General features: G+C 53.7%; 8 protein-coding genes. 5 read left to right on the top strand and 3 right to left on the bottom strand.

What is annotated here, in order from left to right; translation table 11 throughout:
- Nucleotides 1–271: 271 nt before the first annotated feature.
- Both VO84_RS06115 and VO84_RS06110 read left to right on the top strand, forming a co-directional pair.
- Nucleotides 272–3877 (top strand): TonB-dependent receptor, encoded by a 3606-nt coding sequence (locus VO84_RS06115; protein ID WP_231737799.1) that lies wholly within the window; start codon nucleotides 272–274, stop codon nucleotides 3875–3877.
- Between the two features lie 100 nt (nucleotides 3878–3977).
- The gene (locus tag VO84_RS06110; RefSeq protein WP_058186454.1) at nucleotides 3978–5984 is read left to right on the top strand and encodes a glycoside hydrolase family 97 protein; all 2007 of its coding nucleotides are present in this window, start codon (nucleotides 3978–3980) and stop codon (nucleotides 5982–5984) included.
- A 7-nt stretch (nucleotides 5985–5991) separates the two neighbouring features.
- Here the strand turns inward: VO84_RS06110 and VO84_RS06105 are convergent, their stop codons facing one another.
- On the bottom strand, nucleotides 5992–7092 hold the full coding sequence (locus VO84_RS06105; protein WP_058186452.1) for a LacI family DNA-binding transcriptional regulator: 1101 nt from the start codon (nucleotides 7090–7092) through the stop codon (nucleotides 5992–5994).
- Between the two features lie 243 nt (nucleotides 7093–7335).
- Between VO84_RS06105 and VO84_RS06100 the strand changes: the two genes are divergently transcribed.
- Nucleotides 7336–9597, top strand: a complete 2262-nt coding sequence (locus VO84_RS06100; protein WP_231737798.1) for an alpha-galactosidase — start codon at nucleotides 7336–7338, stop codon at nucleotides 9595–9597.
- 28 nt (nucleotides 9598–9625) lie between these two features.
- Here the strand turns inward: VO84_RS06100 and VO84_RS06095 are convergent, their stop codons facing one another.
- Nucleotides 9626–11059, bottom strand: a complete 1434-nt coding sequence (locus VO84_RS06095) for a sugar porter family MFS transporter (RefSeq protein WP_058186450.1) — start codon at nucleotides 11057–11059, stop codon at nucleotides 9626–9628.
- A gap of 2 nt (nucleotides 11060–11061) precedes the next feature.
- Nucleotides 11062–14430: a tetratricopeptide repeat protein gene (locus VO84_RS06090; RefSeq protein WP_058186448.1), complete on the bottom strand. Its 3369-nt coding sequence runs from the start codon at nucleotides 14428–14430 to the stop codon at nucleotides 11062–11064.
- Nucleotides 14431–14726: 296 nt separating this feature from the next.
- Here VO84_RS06090 and VO84_RS06085 point away from each other — a divergent pair, with 296 nt between their 5' ends.
- Nucleotides 14727–17276, top strand: coding sequence for a CBM35 domain-containing protein (locus VO84_RS06085; RefSeq protein ID WP_058186446.1), 2550 nt, complete (start codon nucleotides 14727–14729; stop codon nucleotides 17274–17276).
- A 351-nt stretch (nucleotides 17277–17627) separates the two neighbouring features.
- Nucleotides 17628–17900, top strand: a 273-nt coding sequence (locus tag VO84_RS06080; protein WP_197413921.1) for a hypothetical protein, incomplete at its 3' end; no start/stop codon positions are given.

Genomic DNA, 17900 nt, shown 5'->3' with positions numbered 1-17900 from the left:
TCAACGAAATTCGTGATTGCATATCGACTTTAGACCTTATCAAAACCCAATAACCATAAAACGCCGAAACAATCCAATAATATCCCGGCGAATTCGATACAGACAGGTTAAGGAAGTCCCCTCAAAATCACTCTTGACAACTCTTTCCCGGTGAGATTACCGTCTTTCGCGGTAACGTACACAGCTTTGTCTGCGTTGTGAACGTGAACGTACACGGTATGAGCGCATCCTACTGAATCGAAGTAGACGCCGACCCATGGAGAACAGAACGATGGCAAAACAATCTTTGAGGCCAGTTATTTCGGTACTAACGAATTCAACCTTCTTTGCCACAGGCATGACAGTGCTGTTGATGCTGCTTGCCATAGCCTTACCCTGTGCCGCCCAGACCGATCAGGGAGCCATTACGGGCATCATCCAGGATGCATCAGGGGCTTTGATTCCGAATGCCCATGTCACCGTTACAAATGTGGATACCGGGCTGGCTCTTGAAGCCAAATCGAACAACAGCGGAATCTTCGTCTTCTCTCCGCTGAAGATCGGTAATTACACCGTTACTGCCTCTTCCCCGGGATTTCAGACTGTGACCAGGCAGAACCTGCATCTGGACGCCCAGCAGCGGCTAAATGTAAATCTATCGCTGCCGGCAGGTGCCGTTTCACAAACAGTAGAGGTCATGTCCGATGCGCCCGTGCTGCAGACCCAGGACGCCGCCGTCGGGCAGGTGATCAGCACGAAGGAAATTAACGACACTCCATTAAACGGGCGGAACTGGGTATACATCGCTCAATTGACAGCCGGCGTGGCGCCTCCGTTTGGCAACACCCGCGGCTCAGGGAGTGGAGACTTTGTCGCAAACGGGCAGCGTGCTGAGCAGAATAACTTCATCCTCGATGGTGTGGACAACAACACAAATCTGGTGGACTTTCTCAACGGCGCCAGTTACGTCATGCGGCCTCCGCCGGACGCGCTCTCCGAGTTCAGTCTGCAAACCAGCAACTTCAGCGCAGAGTTTGGCCACTCTGCTGGCTCAGTTCTGCAGGCCAGCATCAAGTCTGGCACTAACCGGATTCATGGAGATCTCTGGGAGTATTTCCGCAATACAAAGCTGGACGCAATCAACTGGAATGCCGGGCCTGATGCGCAGATTCCCCCCTACCATCAGAATCAGTTTGGGGCAACGCTTGGTTTCCCTCTGTGGAGGAACAAGCTCTTTTATTTTGGCGACATGGAGGTCAACCGCATTTCCATCAGCAACCCTACGCCGATCAATGTTCCTTCAGCGCTTGAACGCCAGGGAAATTTCTCTGAGTTGTTGAATGGCGAACTGACGGGCGTGGGAGCGCCAACCATGCTGTATGAGCCGAATACGGCTGATCCTGCGCAGCCACTAATATGCAATGGACAGCAAAATGTATTCTGCGCCAGCCAAATCAATTCAGTCGCGCAGAATATTCTGAGTTTGTATCCTTCTCCAAATGCTAACAACGGCAAGCTCTATAACAACTATCTTGTGAATGTCGGCAACTCTGACGATATTGTTCAGTGGGATCAGCGCCTCGACTGGAACATCAACTCAAAAGACCAGAGCTACGTGCGCTACAGCTACAACCACGAAATCAAGACGAATGGTTTGCCTCTCGGACCGGTTCTTGATGGCAGCGGTTATGGCGGCCAGTATGACACCAATCTGGCAATGAACTTCATGGGCAGCGAGACCCACATCTTCGCGCCAACGCTAACCAATGAATTTCGCTTTGGCTATAACTGGGGCGTGTTCAATTTCCAACAGCCAAATGCCTACAATCCAACGCTGAACAGTTCTTTAGGGCTCGGCCCACAGCCATCCGACCTGAAACCGGGGCAGTATGGTCTTCCGTCGGGCTATGTCAACGGCACAATTCAACAATGGGGCTCGACGGGCATCAGCCGAGAATCACAGAATGTGTATCAAATCCTGGACAATGTAACGAAGATTTGGGGCAACCACTCCTTGAAATTCGGTGCGTCTTTTCAGGCCGTCCGCTTCTATTACATTTATGCTCCTGCTGACCTCGGCCAATATCACTGGGGTGGGCAGTTTACGGGGCTAGTAGGCGTAGCCAATACTGGTTCAGCCGTAGCAGACATGATTGTGGATCAGGAAAATTATGCATCGCTTTCGGTCTCTCCAAATGTGAACGATGCGCAGTGGTACAACGCAGGCTACGTGCAGGATGATTGGAGAATCAATAAACGGCTGACTCTGAATTTAGGTGTTCGCTATGACTACTTCCAGCCGTACAAAGAGAATTCCGGCCAGCAGGCCAACTTTGTAGTCACCGGACCGCTCGGCATTGGCACCGGCTCAGGTGTTGTTCAGTTCCCCAAGAGTCAGCAGAACATCACTCTCGGCACGCCGTTCCTGAGTGCGTTGGCCAAGGACAATGTTACTGTGCAGTTTGTCGACAATGATCGTCTGGTAACTGTGCAGAAGACAAATTTTGCCCCGCGCATCGGTCTCGCTTACTCGCCCCTGGATCGAACGGTTGTTCGTGCAGGTTTTGGAATTTTCTACGGCGGCTTGCAATCGGAGGGTAACGGCAACCTCGGTGCGAACTTCCCTTGGTCGAATTCAGCAAATTTCTATCCGGCTACATGCGTCCAGGACAATTGCCCGTCACTGGCCGCGCAAGGTGTTACGCTGCAGGCGGGTTTGCTACCTGCAACAGACAACGGCCAATTACAAACCTTTATCTCGCAGCCTGGGTTTCATTCAATCGATCCCAATATCAAGCCGCCATACACCATGACGTATAGTCTCGGTGTGCAGCAGCAGGTTTCGCCGAACACATCTTTCACCATTACGTATGTAGGAAACCTTACTCGTCACATGGAGCTGTATGGAGCACCCAATACCGCACCTGGTCTGTGGCGGCCCGGCACCAATACCAATCCGTTTAATCCCTTCCCAGATCTAGGAGGGATTGGACAGATACATTTTGCCGGAGTGAGTACATACAATTCGCTCCAGACGAAGTTCGAGAAACGGTACTCTCACGGACTGACCTTCCTGGCTACCTACACATGGGCTCATGCTCTTGATGATGCAAGCGACGCAGGAGGTCTGTTTTCGGCAATTGGAAACCGTCAACCGGCTTTGATTCCGTATATCGATGAACTGACCAACTCGGTCTTTGATATTCGGCATCGGTTTACGATCAATGCAAATTACGAGCTTCCGTTTGGCAGAAGCCGCGCTTTCCTGGGCAACGCTCCTCGATGGCTCGATGAGATCGTGGGCGGCTGGTCTTCAAGCCTGACCTACGCTGCACAAACAGGCACTCCATTTTCGGTGAGCCCCAACATCAGCACCGCGTCAGGTGGAGGAGCTAGAGCATATCCAGTGAGTAGCCCATTTGTCGGCGGTGGAAAGCCGGACCCGTCCAATCCAAGCCTCACATCATGCCCTGCACAAGTTAAGACGAAGGCAAACTATTTCAATCCATGCGCCTTCCGCAATCCACTGCCTGGTGAAATGATCTCCGATGCCACGCATCCGGTGGGATCTATAAATCCAGATGGAGTTCCTGTGGAGTTTCAGGCACCGGTTACAGATAAAGCAACGGCGATTGCTTTGCTCGGCACCGTGCAGAACAACATCTACGGACCAGGCTACTACCAGGTGAATAGTTCTTTGTTTAAGAACTTTTCTGTATGGCGCGAGCAGAATTTGCAGTTCAGAGCAGATGCGTTCAACTTGTTGAACCATCCGACACTCGGAACGCCGAATGGTTCCATGAACGCCAACGGTGGTCTGATCTCAGGGCCAAAGTTTTTCCAGAACAATACTCCGGATGCGCGCTTCTTTCAGCTCGCGTTGAAGTACGTGTTCTAGCATTGTTCTAGCCATGAATTGGAACGGCTCTCTGCGTGGGAGCCGTTTTTGTCTAATGTCAGCTTGCACGTGAATCTACTTTTTCCAGCGGAGCAAACGTATGCCGTGGTTGAGGTCTTCTGCAATCTATCTCCTTTCTGTCGTCTCCCTTTCGGGCTCAATGCTAGCTTCCGCTCAATCCGGTCCTCTCGAAGTAAGTTCACCAGATCACCAGATCTCGATGCACTTCAATATTCGAATTGATAAAGCGACTCAGGCCAATGCCCAGGACGGCCAGCTTGTGTATTCGGTCGCATTTCACGGGAAACAAGTATTTGAAGATTCAGCAATACGGCTCGAACTGGCCGACCAGAATCCATTAGGTGGAAATGTTCACGTCACCCATGCTGCAAGCGATTCAGGTGTGGACGACTATCAACTTCTCGCAGGCAAGGTTTCTGCTGTGCACGATCCCTACAACAGCATCACTGTAGAGGTTCAGGAAAGCGGATCCTCGGCGCGCACGTTCGAAATTCAGGCGAGAGTCTACAACAGCGGACTGGCGTTTCGTTATCACGTTCCCGAGCAATCGGCGCTTTCACGTTATCGGCTCACTCAGGAAGACACCGAGTTTCGGCCTGTCATGGATGCAGACGCCTGGGCGCTGCGCCTGCCAAATTATGAGAGCGGTTATGAGAGCGAATACGTGCCTCAGGTTCTGAGTGCGCTCAGTAACCAGGGCGGTGTTTCAAGCTACATTCTCAACGGCTCACCAATGTTGTTGCACATGCCGGGCGTGGCGTGGGCCGCAGTAGGCGAGGCCGATCTCGAAAGTAACGCTGCAATGTACCTGGAAAATCCGACGGGCAATTGGCAAGGCCACTACATCGTCAGCAAAATATCTCCGGCGCTGGATGGAAAAGGTCCGGCGGTTGATGCGGCTCTTCCGCATGACAGCGCATGGCGCGTGATTCTGCTTGGCGTCACTGCCGGAGAACTGATCGAATCCAATCTGATCACGAACCTCAATCCTCCCAATCGTGTGAAGGATACCAGCTGGATTCAACCGGGGAAGGCCTCATGGAATTGGTGGAACGGCGATATCGGACCAGACGGCCAGTCGGCATATACCACCAAAAATATGGAGTATTACGTTGATTTTGCGGCAGAGTCGGGCTTCCCATACATGATGCTGGATGCCGGTTGGTCAGATCGCGATATTACCAAGATGCGCGGAAATGTCGATGTGCCGGAGTTGGTACAGTATGCTGCAAAGAAGCACGTCAAGGTCTGGATCTGGCTATATTCCAAGTCCGTTGCCGCACAAATGCAGGAAGCTTTCCCGCTCTATGAAAAATGGGGTGTCGCGGGCGTGAAAATCGACTTCATTCTTCGCAATGATCAACAGGGTATTCAGTGGTACTACGACGTTGCCAGGCTTGCAGCCGAGCATCATCTCATGGTGGATTTTCATGGAGCGACGCAGCCCTGGGGCATTCAGAGAACCTATCCCAACGTTCTCAATTACGAGGCGGTGCTTGGCCTCGAAAACAATAAGGCTGGGAGACGCGATGGGCCGGTAAATCGCACAACGTTCCCATTTACACGGATGTTAAGCGGCCCAATGGACTACACTCCAGGCGGTTTCGACAACGTGACGCCAGAGAACTTCGTCGTCCGGGATAAGCATCCGATGGTGATGGGCACGCGGGCTCAACAATTGGCCCTCTATGTTGTCTTCGATGAACCTCTGGCGATGGTTTCCGATGCGCCATCGGCGTATACCAACGAACCCAGCTTTCGCTTCATTCAAGATGTGCCAACATCGTGGGATGCAACGAAGGCCCTCAATGGAGAGCCGGGAGAGTTCGTCTCCATCGCACGGCGTCATGGCAATGAATGGTATTTGGGAAGTCTCACCAACTGGAGGCCGCGTGATCTGCGCGTCTCTCTCAGCTTTCTGGGAAATGGAGCGTACAAGGCGGAGCTCTATGAAGATGCTCCTGATGCTGCACAATTTCCCAAGCATATTTCCATACGTCAGCGCATTGTGCACAGCAGTGACGTTCTGTCCCTGCATCTGGCGAGCGGCGGCGGCTGCGCGATTCGATTCGTGCCCGTGAAATAAAGAGAGGCTATCTTTTCATGGTCTCCGCAGATCCAGCGATTCGGCTGACAAAGAGTGGAAGGTTGGTGCGCAAAATAATATGCGGAGCAAAGCGGTGTGTCTTGACAGGCCTCTCTCGATCCGCAAGGTGGGCGATGAGCGTTTCAAATGCAGTTTTGCCCTGTGCCTCAGGCCGTTGATAGAGAGTGGCCAGTACCTTTCCCGACTCTATTAGAGGCACGAGCTCCGGGAAGAGATCCGTCGCAATCACCTGCACACGCCCAAGTAATTTCAGTTCATCGAGAGCACGCAGTACCGGGAGACTATTTGCTGTGCTGATATATATCGCATCAGGGCGCGTCCTGGATTTCAAAAGCTCAATGGACTGGCGGTACGCATCTTCCGGGCTTTCATGGGATTCAACAACCGGAAGCAAGGTGAGTTGGGGAGCGAGCATTGCGAGAGTCGCCGCGAATCCCCGAAGTTTCTCTGCATGGTCGAAGGTGGCCAGGTCTCCGGTAATTGTTGCCACCCGTGACGGAGTCTGCAGCTTGTATGAGAGAAGCTCCGCTGCAAGCGCACCGCTGGTGTACGCATCAACGCTGACGGACGAGAGACGGCCGGTATCCGGAGCATCACTCGCGACGCAAAGCATTGGGATACCTTGTCCAACGATACGACGAATGACTCCGGCCAATTCTCGATGGCGGCCTGGCGTGAACAGGATTCCGTCAAACTTTTTCGAAGCCGCGCTCTCAAGCGCTGTTAAATCCCCTGATCCGAGGCGCGGAAAGTCGATGAAATCAAGCGTCAACTGCATGCCCACTGCCTCATCGGCCGCGGCCTGAATGCCTGCGCGTAAGGGATCGAAGAAGGCCGCAATTTCGCGGGGAAACACAGCGGCGATTCTAACTTTTCGATTGAGTTTCAGGGATCTGGCGGCAATATTGGGTTTATAGCCAAGCTGCTCAGCCATGCGCAATACTTTGGCCTTTGTACGAGCCTTTACCCCAGAGCGTCCGTGAAGGGCACGATCCACTGTCCCGATCGAGGTTCCCAGAGCCTCCGCTATGTCGCGGATGCCAGTGGCTTTGGTGTGTTTGTTACCGGTCTTGTCCGCAGATGTCATGTTTGACGTTGCTCACAGTTTCGCACACTATAGTGCTGATTGATCGAGGAAGAAGATTTTGACAGCCGGGGGAGGAAGTGTGTAATTTGGCTTTCGTGAACGTACACGTCGATTTTATAGACGTATCGCCATCCGCGTAAGCCAGAGTTGCGCTGACTAAGAATATGTCAGATCAGTCAGCTTAATCGCCCATGGGGCCATCCTAAAAGGATGCCGATGTACAACAAAAGATGGATGAGATTGATGCGAGTTGTTACACCCACATTCAGGCACGGCGCACGGATGTTGCTTACCTTGACTGCTTCGATGATCGTGTTGCTGCTTCAGCTTCACGGCCAGTCCGCCGGCGTCCATCCAGAAGCTATTCGCTATGACGAAGCTGCGCGAATCTTCCGTATCGATGCCGCGGATGTCTCGTATGTAATCGGCATAAACCAGAATCAGCAGTTACAGACGCTTTACTGGGGAAAACGTCTGCGACCTGGAGACACGTTGTCGCCCGCTCATGCAGATGGCGGTTCGTCGGGTTTTGACTTATCTGTGAGCGCAACCCCGCAAGAGTTCACCGGGTGGGGAGGGGGATTAGTCGTCGTTCCGAATCTGAAGATTACCTTTCCAGATGGCAATCGCGATCTCGTTTTGCATTACCTGTCGCATACGATTCGGAACAACACGCTGACGATTTCGCTCAAAGACATCGGCCGCGACGTGGTTGTTGATCTCCTTTATCAAGTCGATGAGGCAACCGGTGTGCTCGCCCGCTCGGCTCGTGTCGAAAACCGGACACAACAGCCGTTTACGATCGAACAGGTGCTTGCGGCGACATGGAATCTGGATGCGAGCCGCGACTACCAGTTGCGCTATCTCACCGGCCGCTGGGCCGGTGAGTGGAACCTGCAGCAGACTCAGCTCCGGCCGGGAAAGATTGTTCTTGAGAGCCGCCGAGGCTCAACGGGAGTCGAAGTGAATCCATGGTTCGCCATCGAAAGGTCTAAGCAGGCGGATCAGGATGTTGGCGATGTCTGGTTCGGCGCGCTCGGTTGGAGCGGTTCCTGGCAGATGAATCTCGAAACAGATTGGCAGAACCGAGTTCGGATAACAGGAGGATATTCTCCCTTTGACTTTGCGTATATCCTTTCGCCCGGTAAATCGCTCGAGACGCCCAAGTTTTATGGTGGATATACCAATCAGGGAATAGGAGGGGCATCAAGGCTCCTTCACCGATTCGAACTTGATTCTATTGTTCCCCAGGCGCCGCATCGCCGCCTCAGGCCTGTCCTGTACAACTCGTGGGAGGCGACGGGCTTCGACGTGAACGAGGCCGGCCAGGAAGCTTTGGCTGAGAAAGCGGCGAGCATTGGAGTCGAGCGCTTCGTCATGGATGACGGATGGTTCGGCGAACGCAAGGATGACCACGCGGGACTCGGCGATTGGTACATAAATCCGCAGAAGTTTCCACACGGCTTGAGGCCGATGATCGACAAAGTACACGCTCTCGGCATGGATTTCGGTCTGTGGGTCGAACCCGAGATGGTGAACCCAAACAGCGATCTGTATCGCAAGCATCCGGAGTGGGTTTTGAACTTCACAGGTAGGCCACGAACGGAAGGCCGTAACCAACTTGTGCTGAACCTCGCCCGTGAAGATGTCAGAGCCTATGTGTACGGCTTCCTCGACAAGCTGCTGAGCGAGAATGATATTGCTTTTCTGAAGTGGGATTATAACCGCAATTGGTCTGAGCCAGGATGGCCGGACGCACCGCTGCAAGAGCAAAAAGAGGTCTATGTGAAATATGTGCAGAACCTCTACAGCATTCTTATTGAGCTGCGGAAGAAACATCCAAACGTGGAAATTGAATCCTGCTCGGGCGGAGGCGCGCGCGTTGATCTCGGGATCATGCATTTGACTGATGAGATCTGGCCATCCGATAACACCGATCCTTTCGACCGGCTCAGCATTCAGAATGGCTTCTCTTACGCATATGCGCCCGGTGTGATGATGGCCTGGGTCACCGATTCCCCCAACTGGATGAATAACCGATCGACTTCGCTCGAGTATAGATTCCTCTCGTCGATGCAGGGAAGTCTCGGCATTGGTGCGAACCTGAACAAGTGGACACAGGAAGACTTCGCGACAGCAAAAAGACTTGTCGCCGAATATAAAGATGCGCGTGCAACCATTCAGGACGGATCTCTCTACCGCCTGATTTCACCTGACGGGGACAGTGCAGCCTCGGTGACCGAGTTCGTGGCGCGAGACGGCCATGAAGCAGTAGTCTTCGCATTTCTGCATTCAAGTCAAAAAGGCCAGCCGTATCCCCGGCTTTATTTGCACGGACTGCAGCCCGACGCTGTATACACCATACATGCGCGGGAAGGGAAGCTTGAGGACGATACCGTGCAGAGGGCAAGCGGGGACTATTGGATGCACCATGGCGTCAGCATTTCTCTCCGTGGTGATTTTCAGGCAGCATTCCTCACTCTGGAACGAGACAGCAGCCAATGAGTATGAGCGGGCAGCTTATACAACACTCTTATCCGCGTATTGTCTTCGCTTCGAGTTCCTCCAGCGTTCGTCCCTTGGTTTCCGGCACCAGAAAGAAAACGAAGACCGCCCCGGCGAGACAGATGACACCATATATAAAGAAGGTGCCGGAACTTCCCAGCGAGTGATTGATGAACGGGAACGAGTAGGTCAGTGCAAAGGAAGAAATCCAGAGCGCGCAAACTGCGGCAGATACACCAGACGAACGTACCCGGTTCGGAAAAATCTCTGCGATCAACACCCAGGTGAGTGGCGCAAGAGTCATTGCATAGCAAGCAATGGCGCAGAGCGTCAGGATGAGAACTAGCGCGCCTTTCTGTCCAGCTTGATAAGCAAGTCCGGCCAGTAAGTGCGATACACCAATCCCGATGCAGCCGGCCAGCATTAGTGGACGTCGGCCAAGCCTATCGACGAAGACCATTGCGATCAATGTGAAAATCAAATTGATCGCGCCGGTCACCATGATATCGATAAAGACCTGGTTGGCGCCCATTCCCGCCGCACGGAATACTTCCTCGGCATAGTTGAACAGGATATTGATACCGCTCCACTGCTGAAGGACCGCTAGTAAAACACCCACAAGAAGAATGGTGCGAACACCCGGCTGAAGCAGTCCAACCCAGCTGCTCTTTTGTGACTCTTCTTCTCGAAGGGCATTGGAGATAGCCTGAGACTCGGCAAGAGCATGCTCTTCACTTCCGCCAATCTTCTTCAAAACTTTGAGCGCTTGCTCGGTGCGCCCTCTAAGGAGCAGCCAGCGCGGGCTTTCGGGGATTGCAAAAGAAGCCACGAGAAAGACCATAGCCGGTAAAGCAACCGCGGTGAACATCCAGCGCCAGCCCAGCTGTACATTCCAGCTCGCCAATAGAACATCTGTGGAAGCGTGCTCAGGCACCGGCGCAGCAATTTGCCAATTCACAATTTGAGCCAGCAGAATGCCGATGACGATCGCGAACTGATTGAGGCTTACCAGCCGTCCGCGATGCGATGCAGGACTTATCTCGGCAATATAGAGAGGCGAGATGTTGGAGCTTAGTCCAATTGCAATCCCTCCGATGATTCGCCACACGATAAACATCGAAAAGGAAAATGCCCACCCAGTGAGGACAGAGGAAACAGCAAAGAGCACCGCAGAGATGAGCAGAACCGGTCTGCGCCCGTACTGGTTTCCAAGAGTTCCCGCAATCAGAGAACCTATAAAACATCCGACAAGCGCGCAACTGTTTGCCCATCCCACGGCCGCAGCGCTGCCAAGATGAAAGTAAATTTCGAAAAACTGACGCGCCCCCCCAATAACAACCCAGTCATATCCAAACAGAAGGCCGCCCAGTGCAGCCACGATTGCAATGCCACAAACATATCCGGTCACGCGTGTCGCATCGGTGGAAGTGGAAGTTTGGTGTAAAGCAGTCGGTCCATGCACAATTATCCGTCCACATGCTGCAACAGGTTTGCCGCGTCCAGATCGCGGGCCGCGGCATGAGCGCGGTCCAGTTTTTCAACTTCAGCCAGGGCGGCCAGCGCCTCTGCGTTTTTGCCGAGCCCAAGCAATGCCTGTGCCTTCAAGAATGTTGCCGTGATGTTCTGCCGGCTTTTGAGATCTTCATCGAATAGAAGCATCGTAGGCAGCGAGGTCGCAAAATAATCGATCTTCGGCACGCTTCTTTCAAGTGCCGTCGCGTACTCGAGAATCTCTCGGAACAAAGCTGCTGCTTCCTCTTCACGCCCCAGGCGGCGCATGGCCAGAGCGCTCCAATAGGTCATCTCGGATACAGTGCGAACCTGCATTTGCTGGAAATCGCCACGTTGCCGAACAGCTCGCTCCCAGTGCCGCTTTGCATTATCTAATTCGCCCTTCGCAGCCCATGCTTCTCCCAGCCAGAACTCAATATTGCTGCTGTTGGCCAATAGATGTCTTGCCTCATTCAGGCTCTGCGGAGGCCGATCAGCCGCTTCGAAGTAATTAATAGCTGCACACGCATTGCCCTTGGCAAGAGCTGCTTGGCCCAGCAACAGTTGGGCGCGTACATATTCGCCGAGTACCAATCCCTCTCCACCCTCCCAGGGCTGAAACTGCCGTGCGAGTAATAACGCCAAAGCGGCCGCGGGCCTGCCAACCTGGTTATAAATCGCAGCCAGCTCAACTGAAATATCGTCTCTCCGTGCCACAAGTCCGCGATGCTCTTCGAGGATTGTAAGGCGCTCAGCAGGATCATCTCCGAGACGCTTTCTGAGCTGATCTTCCTCATAAAGGATTCGAGCATCATCCGGATCAGCCTTACGCGCCTGCTCAAAGGCCTTGCGTGCTTTCGCCGGATTGTGTTCCACGTTGAAGTAGGCAATTCCCAGGTTTCGCCACGCAGTAGGAAAATTCGGATCAAGCTCAGCGGCTCTCTCCCAATGTTGGACCGCCTCGCGGTGGCGTTTACGGTCGTAGAGAAGATTGCCCAGGTAGTATGGCGCTCTGGCATCCTGCGGATATACAAGGATTGCCCTCTGCAATACCTTCATCTCTTCCAGCAGGCTCGGAAAAACATATGTAGGACTAGCGGCTGAGGCATGGACCGCGCATGTGAGAGCGGCCTCGCATTGTCCACGCAGATCCAGAACCAACGCTCGTGTGTAGAGTTCCATTGCAGTAGTACCGGCGTCTAAAACACAACCAGCCTCTTCAACAAGTCCGGAGCGAATCAGATCGAATACCAGATCAAGCCGCTTGCCAGCTTCCGATGGAATCACGCCGCTTTGAGAGAAGTTGGTCCAGATATCCAATGGATCCAGCTTTGCAGCGGCGTTCAATTCAGCGTCAGCTTCTTCAGTTAAGCCAAGGCGTCGCAGAATTGCAACTTTGAGATTGAGCGCATTGAGATTTTCTGACTCTGCTCGAAGGGATCGCGTAATGTGATCCATAGCCGCGGCAAGACGGCCTCTACGCAAATCGATCTCCGCCAGACGGTGGTAAGCCGGTCCCCGCCACGCCGCGGACCACGTCGCCTTGTAAAACGAATCGTAGGCGACGTCTGTACGATGCTGAAAAAGCAACGTCATTCCGAGGTTGTAATAAGCCTCGCTATCATAGGGGTTTGGATTGCGCATCGTGAGTCGAGCGATTGCCGTCCTGAAGCATTGCTCCGCATCCGCAAACTCACCGCGACGAAGATGAAACCTTCCCAACGCATTGTTGATTCTGCTGTCCTCAGGATCACGCCGGAGTCCTTCGTGCCAATATGGTACGGGCGAGCGAGTAGCATGACGGTATTGTTCCAGGTGAAGTCCGGTCAGATAGAGTTCATCATCGGTGGCAATCTCCTCCGGCGCTAGAGGCTCAGTCGCTGCCATCGGTGCAGCCGCAGGCTGAGTCTTCGATAGAGTGTAACGAAGAAGTATCTCGTCCTCTGATTCGAGTTCAAGAACCCAATCTTCAGCGGAATTTGTAAACGGCAGATGGATTACTTCTGGCTTCTCGGGTCGCAACGTACTAATTCGAACCGCCTCCTCGTTGCGTGGTGATTTGAGCCGCAACACGGCATCACGGATCTCGTGTGTCGATAGGAGATGAACCTCCAGGCCTTCCGGATACATCGCGACTCGCAACGCGGCATGCAGATTTGCTGTATCCGGTACTCCGATCTTCATCACCGGATACCAGAACTGGCTGAAGGTCTTCGTTTCTCCAGGGGCCAGGTACGAGAAATCAGGCTGGTTGTCTGTATAAACGCCGGCCATCAACTCGATATAAGGACCATCGTTGCCCGTGAGGCTTCGATCCCAGGCGTACCCGAACTCATGGTTTCCCCACGTCCACTGTTTCTTGCCGGGAGCAATGTGATGGTTTGCAACATGCACCACTCCCGCTCCAGCTTCATGATCGTAACCGCCAAAAAAATCTTCTTGCGAGTTCACAATCATGTAGCTTGTCGGAACTGGAATATTGGCATACCAGCCCAGATCGTTCCGCGGATAACTGCCGTCGGGCACAAAGTTCGCAGGTTGTTCCGAGGCAGGCACTCCGTGGCGTGCCCTCTCTCCATAGTCGATTCCGTAATATGTGCCAAGACTGCACGGGAATTCTGTAACGGCTCGCTTGGCATGATCAGCCACAAAGCGTACGTCGTTGGGAAAGAAAGACTGATAGCGTTCATGAACGCGAGTAGCAACGTTGGCCCACCACAAAAATGTCTGCGTGTCCCAGGTTCGGTTATATAAGCGAACCTTCAGTTCTACGTATGCGCACCCAGGCCTCAGGCAGACGCCATGCATACCCTTCATGCGGGAGATCGGATCGTGGTCGCTGCACCACGCTGTCACCGAGCCATCCTCATGACGTTCGATGCTGACCTCGACAGGAAGAAACGTCGCAGGGCGGTGATGCTGAGGCCAGTTAAACTCTACTCCGCCTGATATCCAGGGCCCGGCAAGCCCCACAAGCGCCGGCTTAATCAAGTTCTGCCGGTAGAAGAAGTCGTAACCGTTTCTCTTGTCACATCCAACATGAATTCGTCCGCCAATCTCCGGCAGGATCATGATGCGCAGATATTTGTTTTCGAGATGTACCGCCTGCCATGTGTGCTCGCAAGGCTCGGTTGCAATGCGATCGATGACCGGCAGTGGATAAACTTTTCCGCTGCTGCCCTGATAAACGCGCTTTTCAAGAAAGAGAGGATTGGGGTCCGGCGTAGCGGGAAGGTAAGTGGTCATCACCACCGATTCCTCCCACGCCTTTACCGGAGCAGTCTCGCTCGCCGGAGGGTCGGGGAGTACCAGGAGCGGTAATTCCGTCGTATGCAGTTTCATGGTCACTGAATAGATCGTGTGAATTAAAATACGTCACGTTTACGTTACCGCTATTTCCCAATTTATGGCAATAGATTTTTGAAACAGAACCGGCACGCTTCACAGATATCTTTCTGTCTGCAATCGACCCTCTATATCGAAATATCCCGATTTATCAAGCATAATTTAATATTCAAAGATAAATCTTGACAATCTTCTGAGCTCGGTCGTAAAGTTCCGGTGTTTTTCGTTTCGAATTATCGTTAACGTTCACGTTAATTCCGTGTTGATCTATCCTTCGCACTTTGGAGAGCCAGATGATTCCCGTCGGACTTCTGAAAAACACATTGGAGACACTTCGCTCCAACTCGCAGTCGACGCAAATTCACAAGACGCCCTGGCTTAACGCCATTTTTCCTGTGGGCGCCGCCCTGCTCCTGTCGGTTATCCCTGTCTGTGCGCAGGTGAATGGTGTTGGTCAGAGGCCCTATCTGGGCTGGAGCAGCTTCAGTGAGCAGACCATCAACGGCAGTTTCCTCACCCAGGCAAACATCCAGGCTCAGTCGGACGCTCTCAAGGCTTCCGGCCTTCAACAACACGGCTTTCAGTACATCAATATCGACTCCGGCTGGCAGGGCAGCTTCGACTCCAATGGCCGCCCCATTCCAAATTCCACTACCTTCCCTGACATGAAGGCGCTCGTCGACCATATCCATGCCAATGGCCAGAAGGCCGGCATCTATTGGATTCCCGGCATTGAGCAGCCCGCTGTCGATGGTAACTATCCCATCCTTGGAACGCCCTATACCACGCAGCAGATCGTCGCGATCCCTCTCGCGCAGGGCAATACCTTCGCGTCCGCGCCCCCCAACCCCTATCACGACAAAATTGATTTCACTAAGCCAGGCGCACAGGCGTACATCAACTCGGTCGTCGATCAATTCGCCTCCTGGGGCATCGACTTCATCAAGCTGGACGCTGTTGCTCCCGGCTCTGACGTAGACAGCACTGCAATCGACGACCGTCCGGATGTGCAGGCCTGGTCAACGGCCATTGCGCAGAGCGGCCGACCCATCTGGATGACAATCTCCTGGGATCTCGATCAGGACTATTTCAGCACCTGGCAGCAGTTTTCAAACGCGCGCCGTATCGATCAGGATGTTGAATGCGAAGGCGACTGCGCAACTCTCACGGACTGGCCGCGAATCGTTCTCCGCGAATACGAAGTTGTGGGCTGGGAACATGACACAAGCCCTGCACTCGGTTGGAACGACCTCGACACGCTCGACGTGGGCATGGGAACGGAAGACGGACTGAGCGATGAAGAAAAACAGACCGCCGTCACAATCTGGTCCATGGCGAATGCGCCGCTCTACTTAGGCGGCGATCTCACGCAGCTCGACGATTTCGCCAAATCTGCTTTCACCAACGACGAGCTTCTTGCCGTCGACCAATCCGTTCACCCCGGTATTCAAGTCAAAGGTGGAGCGCAGCCCGTGTGGGTAGCCGACGCCGGAGATGGCAGCGTCTACGTCGCTCTCTATAACCTGAACGGCCTCACCTCAGACGTCACCGTTCGTTGGAGCGACCTAGGTTTCGCCAGTGCCGCTAGCGTGCGCGATATCTGGAACCGTATCGACCTCGGTGCTTCTCCGATTGCCTTCAGGACAACCCTTCTCGGCCACGGTTCGCGCTTGCTCAAAGTGCGGCCAATCGGCCGCGTCCCCGCAACCAACGGCCAAAGCTACGGAGCCGATACCGCCGTACTTAGCGGTGCCGCAACTGTCTATCCGTGTCCCGCCTGCTCCGATGGGAACGAAGTTGGCTATATCGGAGCTTCCAACACGACGAACAACGTCACCTTCAACAATGTCATCGTCGAGAAATCTGGCATCTATCGCATGGAAGTCGATGCAAACACCGAAGGCCCGCGCGCCTTCGTCTACACCGTGAATGGAAACTCGCCAGCTACTCTGAACATGGGCGGTGGAAGCTTCAATCTTCCGCAGTCCACAACCGTTCCCGTTGCCCTCACTGCCGGAGTCAATACGATCACCTTCGGCAATCCTGGAACCTACGCTCCGAACCTTGACCGTATCGTCATCTCCGGTGACGGCAAAGAGCCCGCTCCCAACTTCACCACCTACGAGGCTGAAGCCGCTCAGCTCTCCGGAACGGCCAGCGTAGGCGGCTGCTCTTATTGCTCCGGAGGAGCTTACGTCGGAAACTTCGGTGCAGGCACACAGAACGCCGTTACCTTCAATAACGTCATCGCGCCGCAGGTCGGTACCTATCAGTTGGAGATAGACTACACCGAAGATGGTCCCCGTTCTTTCTACGTCTACGTGAGTGGCGGTACGCCCGTCGAGTTGGACGTCAACGGAAGTTCCTGGGACTCGCCCCAGTTCCTGGTGATTCCAGTGCAGCTCAACGCCGGCACAAACCAGATCGTCTTTACCAACCCTAACCAGTCTGGTTATGCTCCAGGGCTAGATAGCATCACCGTCGGCCCTGTCGTCAACAAGGCCAACCTCAGCGGAGCCATCACCGGCAAATCAGGTTCCGATCTCCTGCGCCTATGGAAGCTCACTCTCTCCAACAATGGCATAGCCACGGCGCACCGTACGCTCGTAAATAGCTTCACAATAACGTTGAACAATAGCAGTTCCAGTTGCAAAGCCGCTGTCGTACTCCCTTCTCCGTTACTCCTGGGCGACATCGCGGCCTCGGCATCGCGAAGCATTGAAGTCCCAATCGCTTTTAGCCCGGCTTGCGACAACAGCAGTACCTTCCTGTTGAATGCCGTCTTCTCTGCGGATAACGGAGCGGATGTTGGTACACTTATCAACGTTTCTGAGACGTATTGAGGGCATGAGGCATACTTCGTCCATACAGAGATGCTTCATGCTTTTGTTCTCCAATATTTGAAAAAGAGCAATGCATGTGTCGACGTGAATCTCACTGTTCTCGAAAACAAAACGGGACCACGAATTGCGCGATCGCTTTCGATTCATACGGAGGAAAACCCATCCGGCGCAAGAGTGCGGGCGTCCCAGCAGTCACGCGGGTTACATGTCAAACTGTCAATCGGAAGCAAACCTCATCGAGATTGCTCCCCTGGGCACGAATCAACGGAGCGCTGATGACAATAGTGTCATCAGCACTCCGTTGATTTGGCAGGCGGATAGTTCACTTCGTGTCTGGACGAGTGCGGTGGGTTGGGGAACATCAATGACGTCAATTTGTTTGAGGACATTACGTTGTTTTCCAATCGCACGCTGGAGGCAAAGGCGAAGAAGCGGCCGGATGGAAAGTATGACGTGACGGTGCAGGTGGAGACCCACAAGTACAAGGCCGATGAGAAAGGCGCGGAGACCGAAGTTCCGGTCGATGACTGGATTGAGGTTGGCGCGCTGGCCGCTCCTGAAAAGGGGAAGCATTACGGTAAGGTGCTGGCGCGGCAGATCCTGCATATGACGGGGAAGGGCGGG

The organism is Occallatibacter gabretensis, assembly GCF_001449115.1.
In the GTDB taxonomy this organism is placed as follows: Bacteria; Acidobacteriota; Terriglobia; order Terriglobales; family Acidobacteriaceae; genus Telmatobacter; species Telmatobacter gabretensis.
Note: the sequence above shows the minus strand (reverse complement) of the source record. Positions and strands in the feature narration are given on the sequence as shown.

Bases quoted from the DNA above. Each gene is read 5' to 3' on its own strand.
- VO84_RS06115 (WP_231737799.1), top strand. From the start codon at position 272: ATGGCAAAACAATCTTTGAGGCCAGTTATTTCGGTACTAACGAATTCA.
- VO84_RS06110 (WP_058186454.1), top strand. From the start codon at position 3,978: ATGCCGTGGTTGAGGTCTTCTGCAATCTATCTCCTTTCTGTCGTCTCC.
- VO84_RS06105 (WP_058186452.1), bottom strand. From the start codon at position 7,092: ATGACATCTGCGGACAAGACCGGTAACAAACACACCAAAGCCACTGGC.
- VO84_RS06100 (WP_231737798.1), top strand. From the start codon at position 7,336: ATGCGAGTTGTTACACCCACATTCAGGCACGGCGCACGGATGTTGCTT.
- VO84_RS06090 (WP_058186448.1), bottom strand. From the start codon at position 14,430: ATGAAACTGCATACGACGGAATTACCGCTCCTGGTACTCCCCGACCCT.
- VO84_RS06085 (WP_058186446.1), top strand. From the start codon at position 14,727: ATGATTCCCGTCGGACTTCTGAAAAACACATTGGAGACACTTCGCTCC.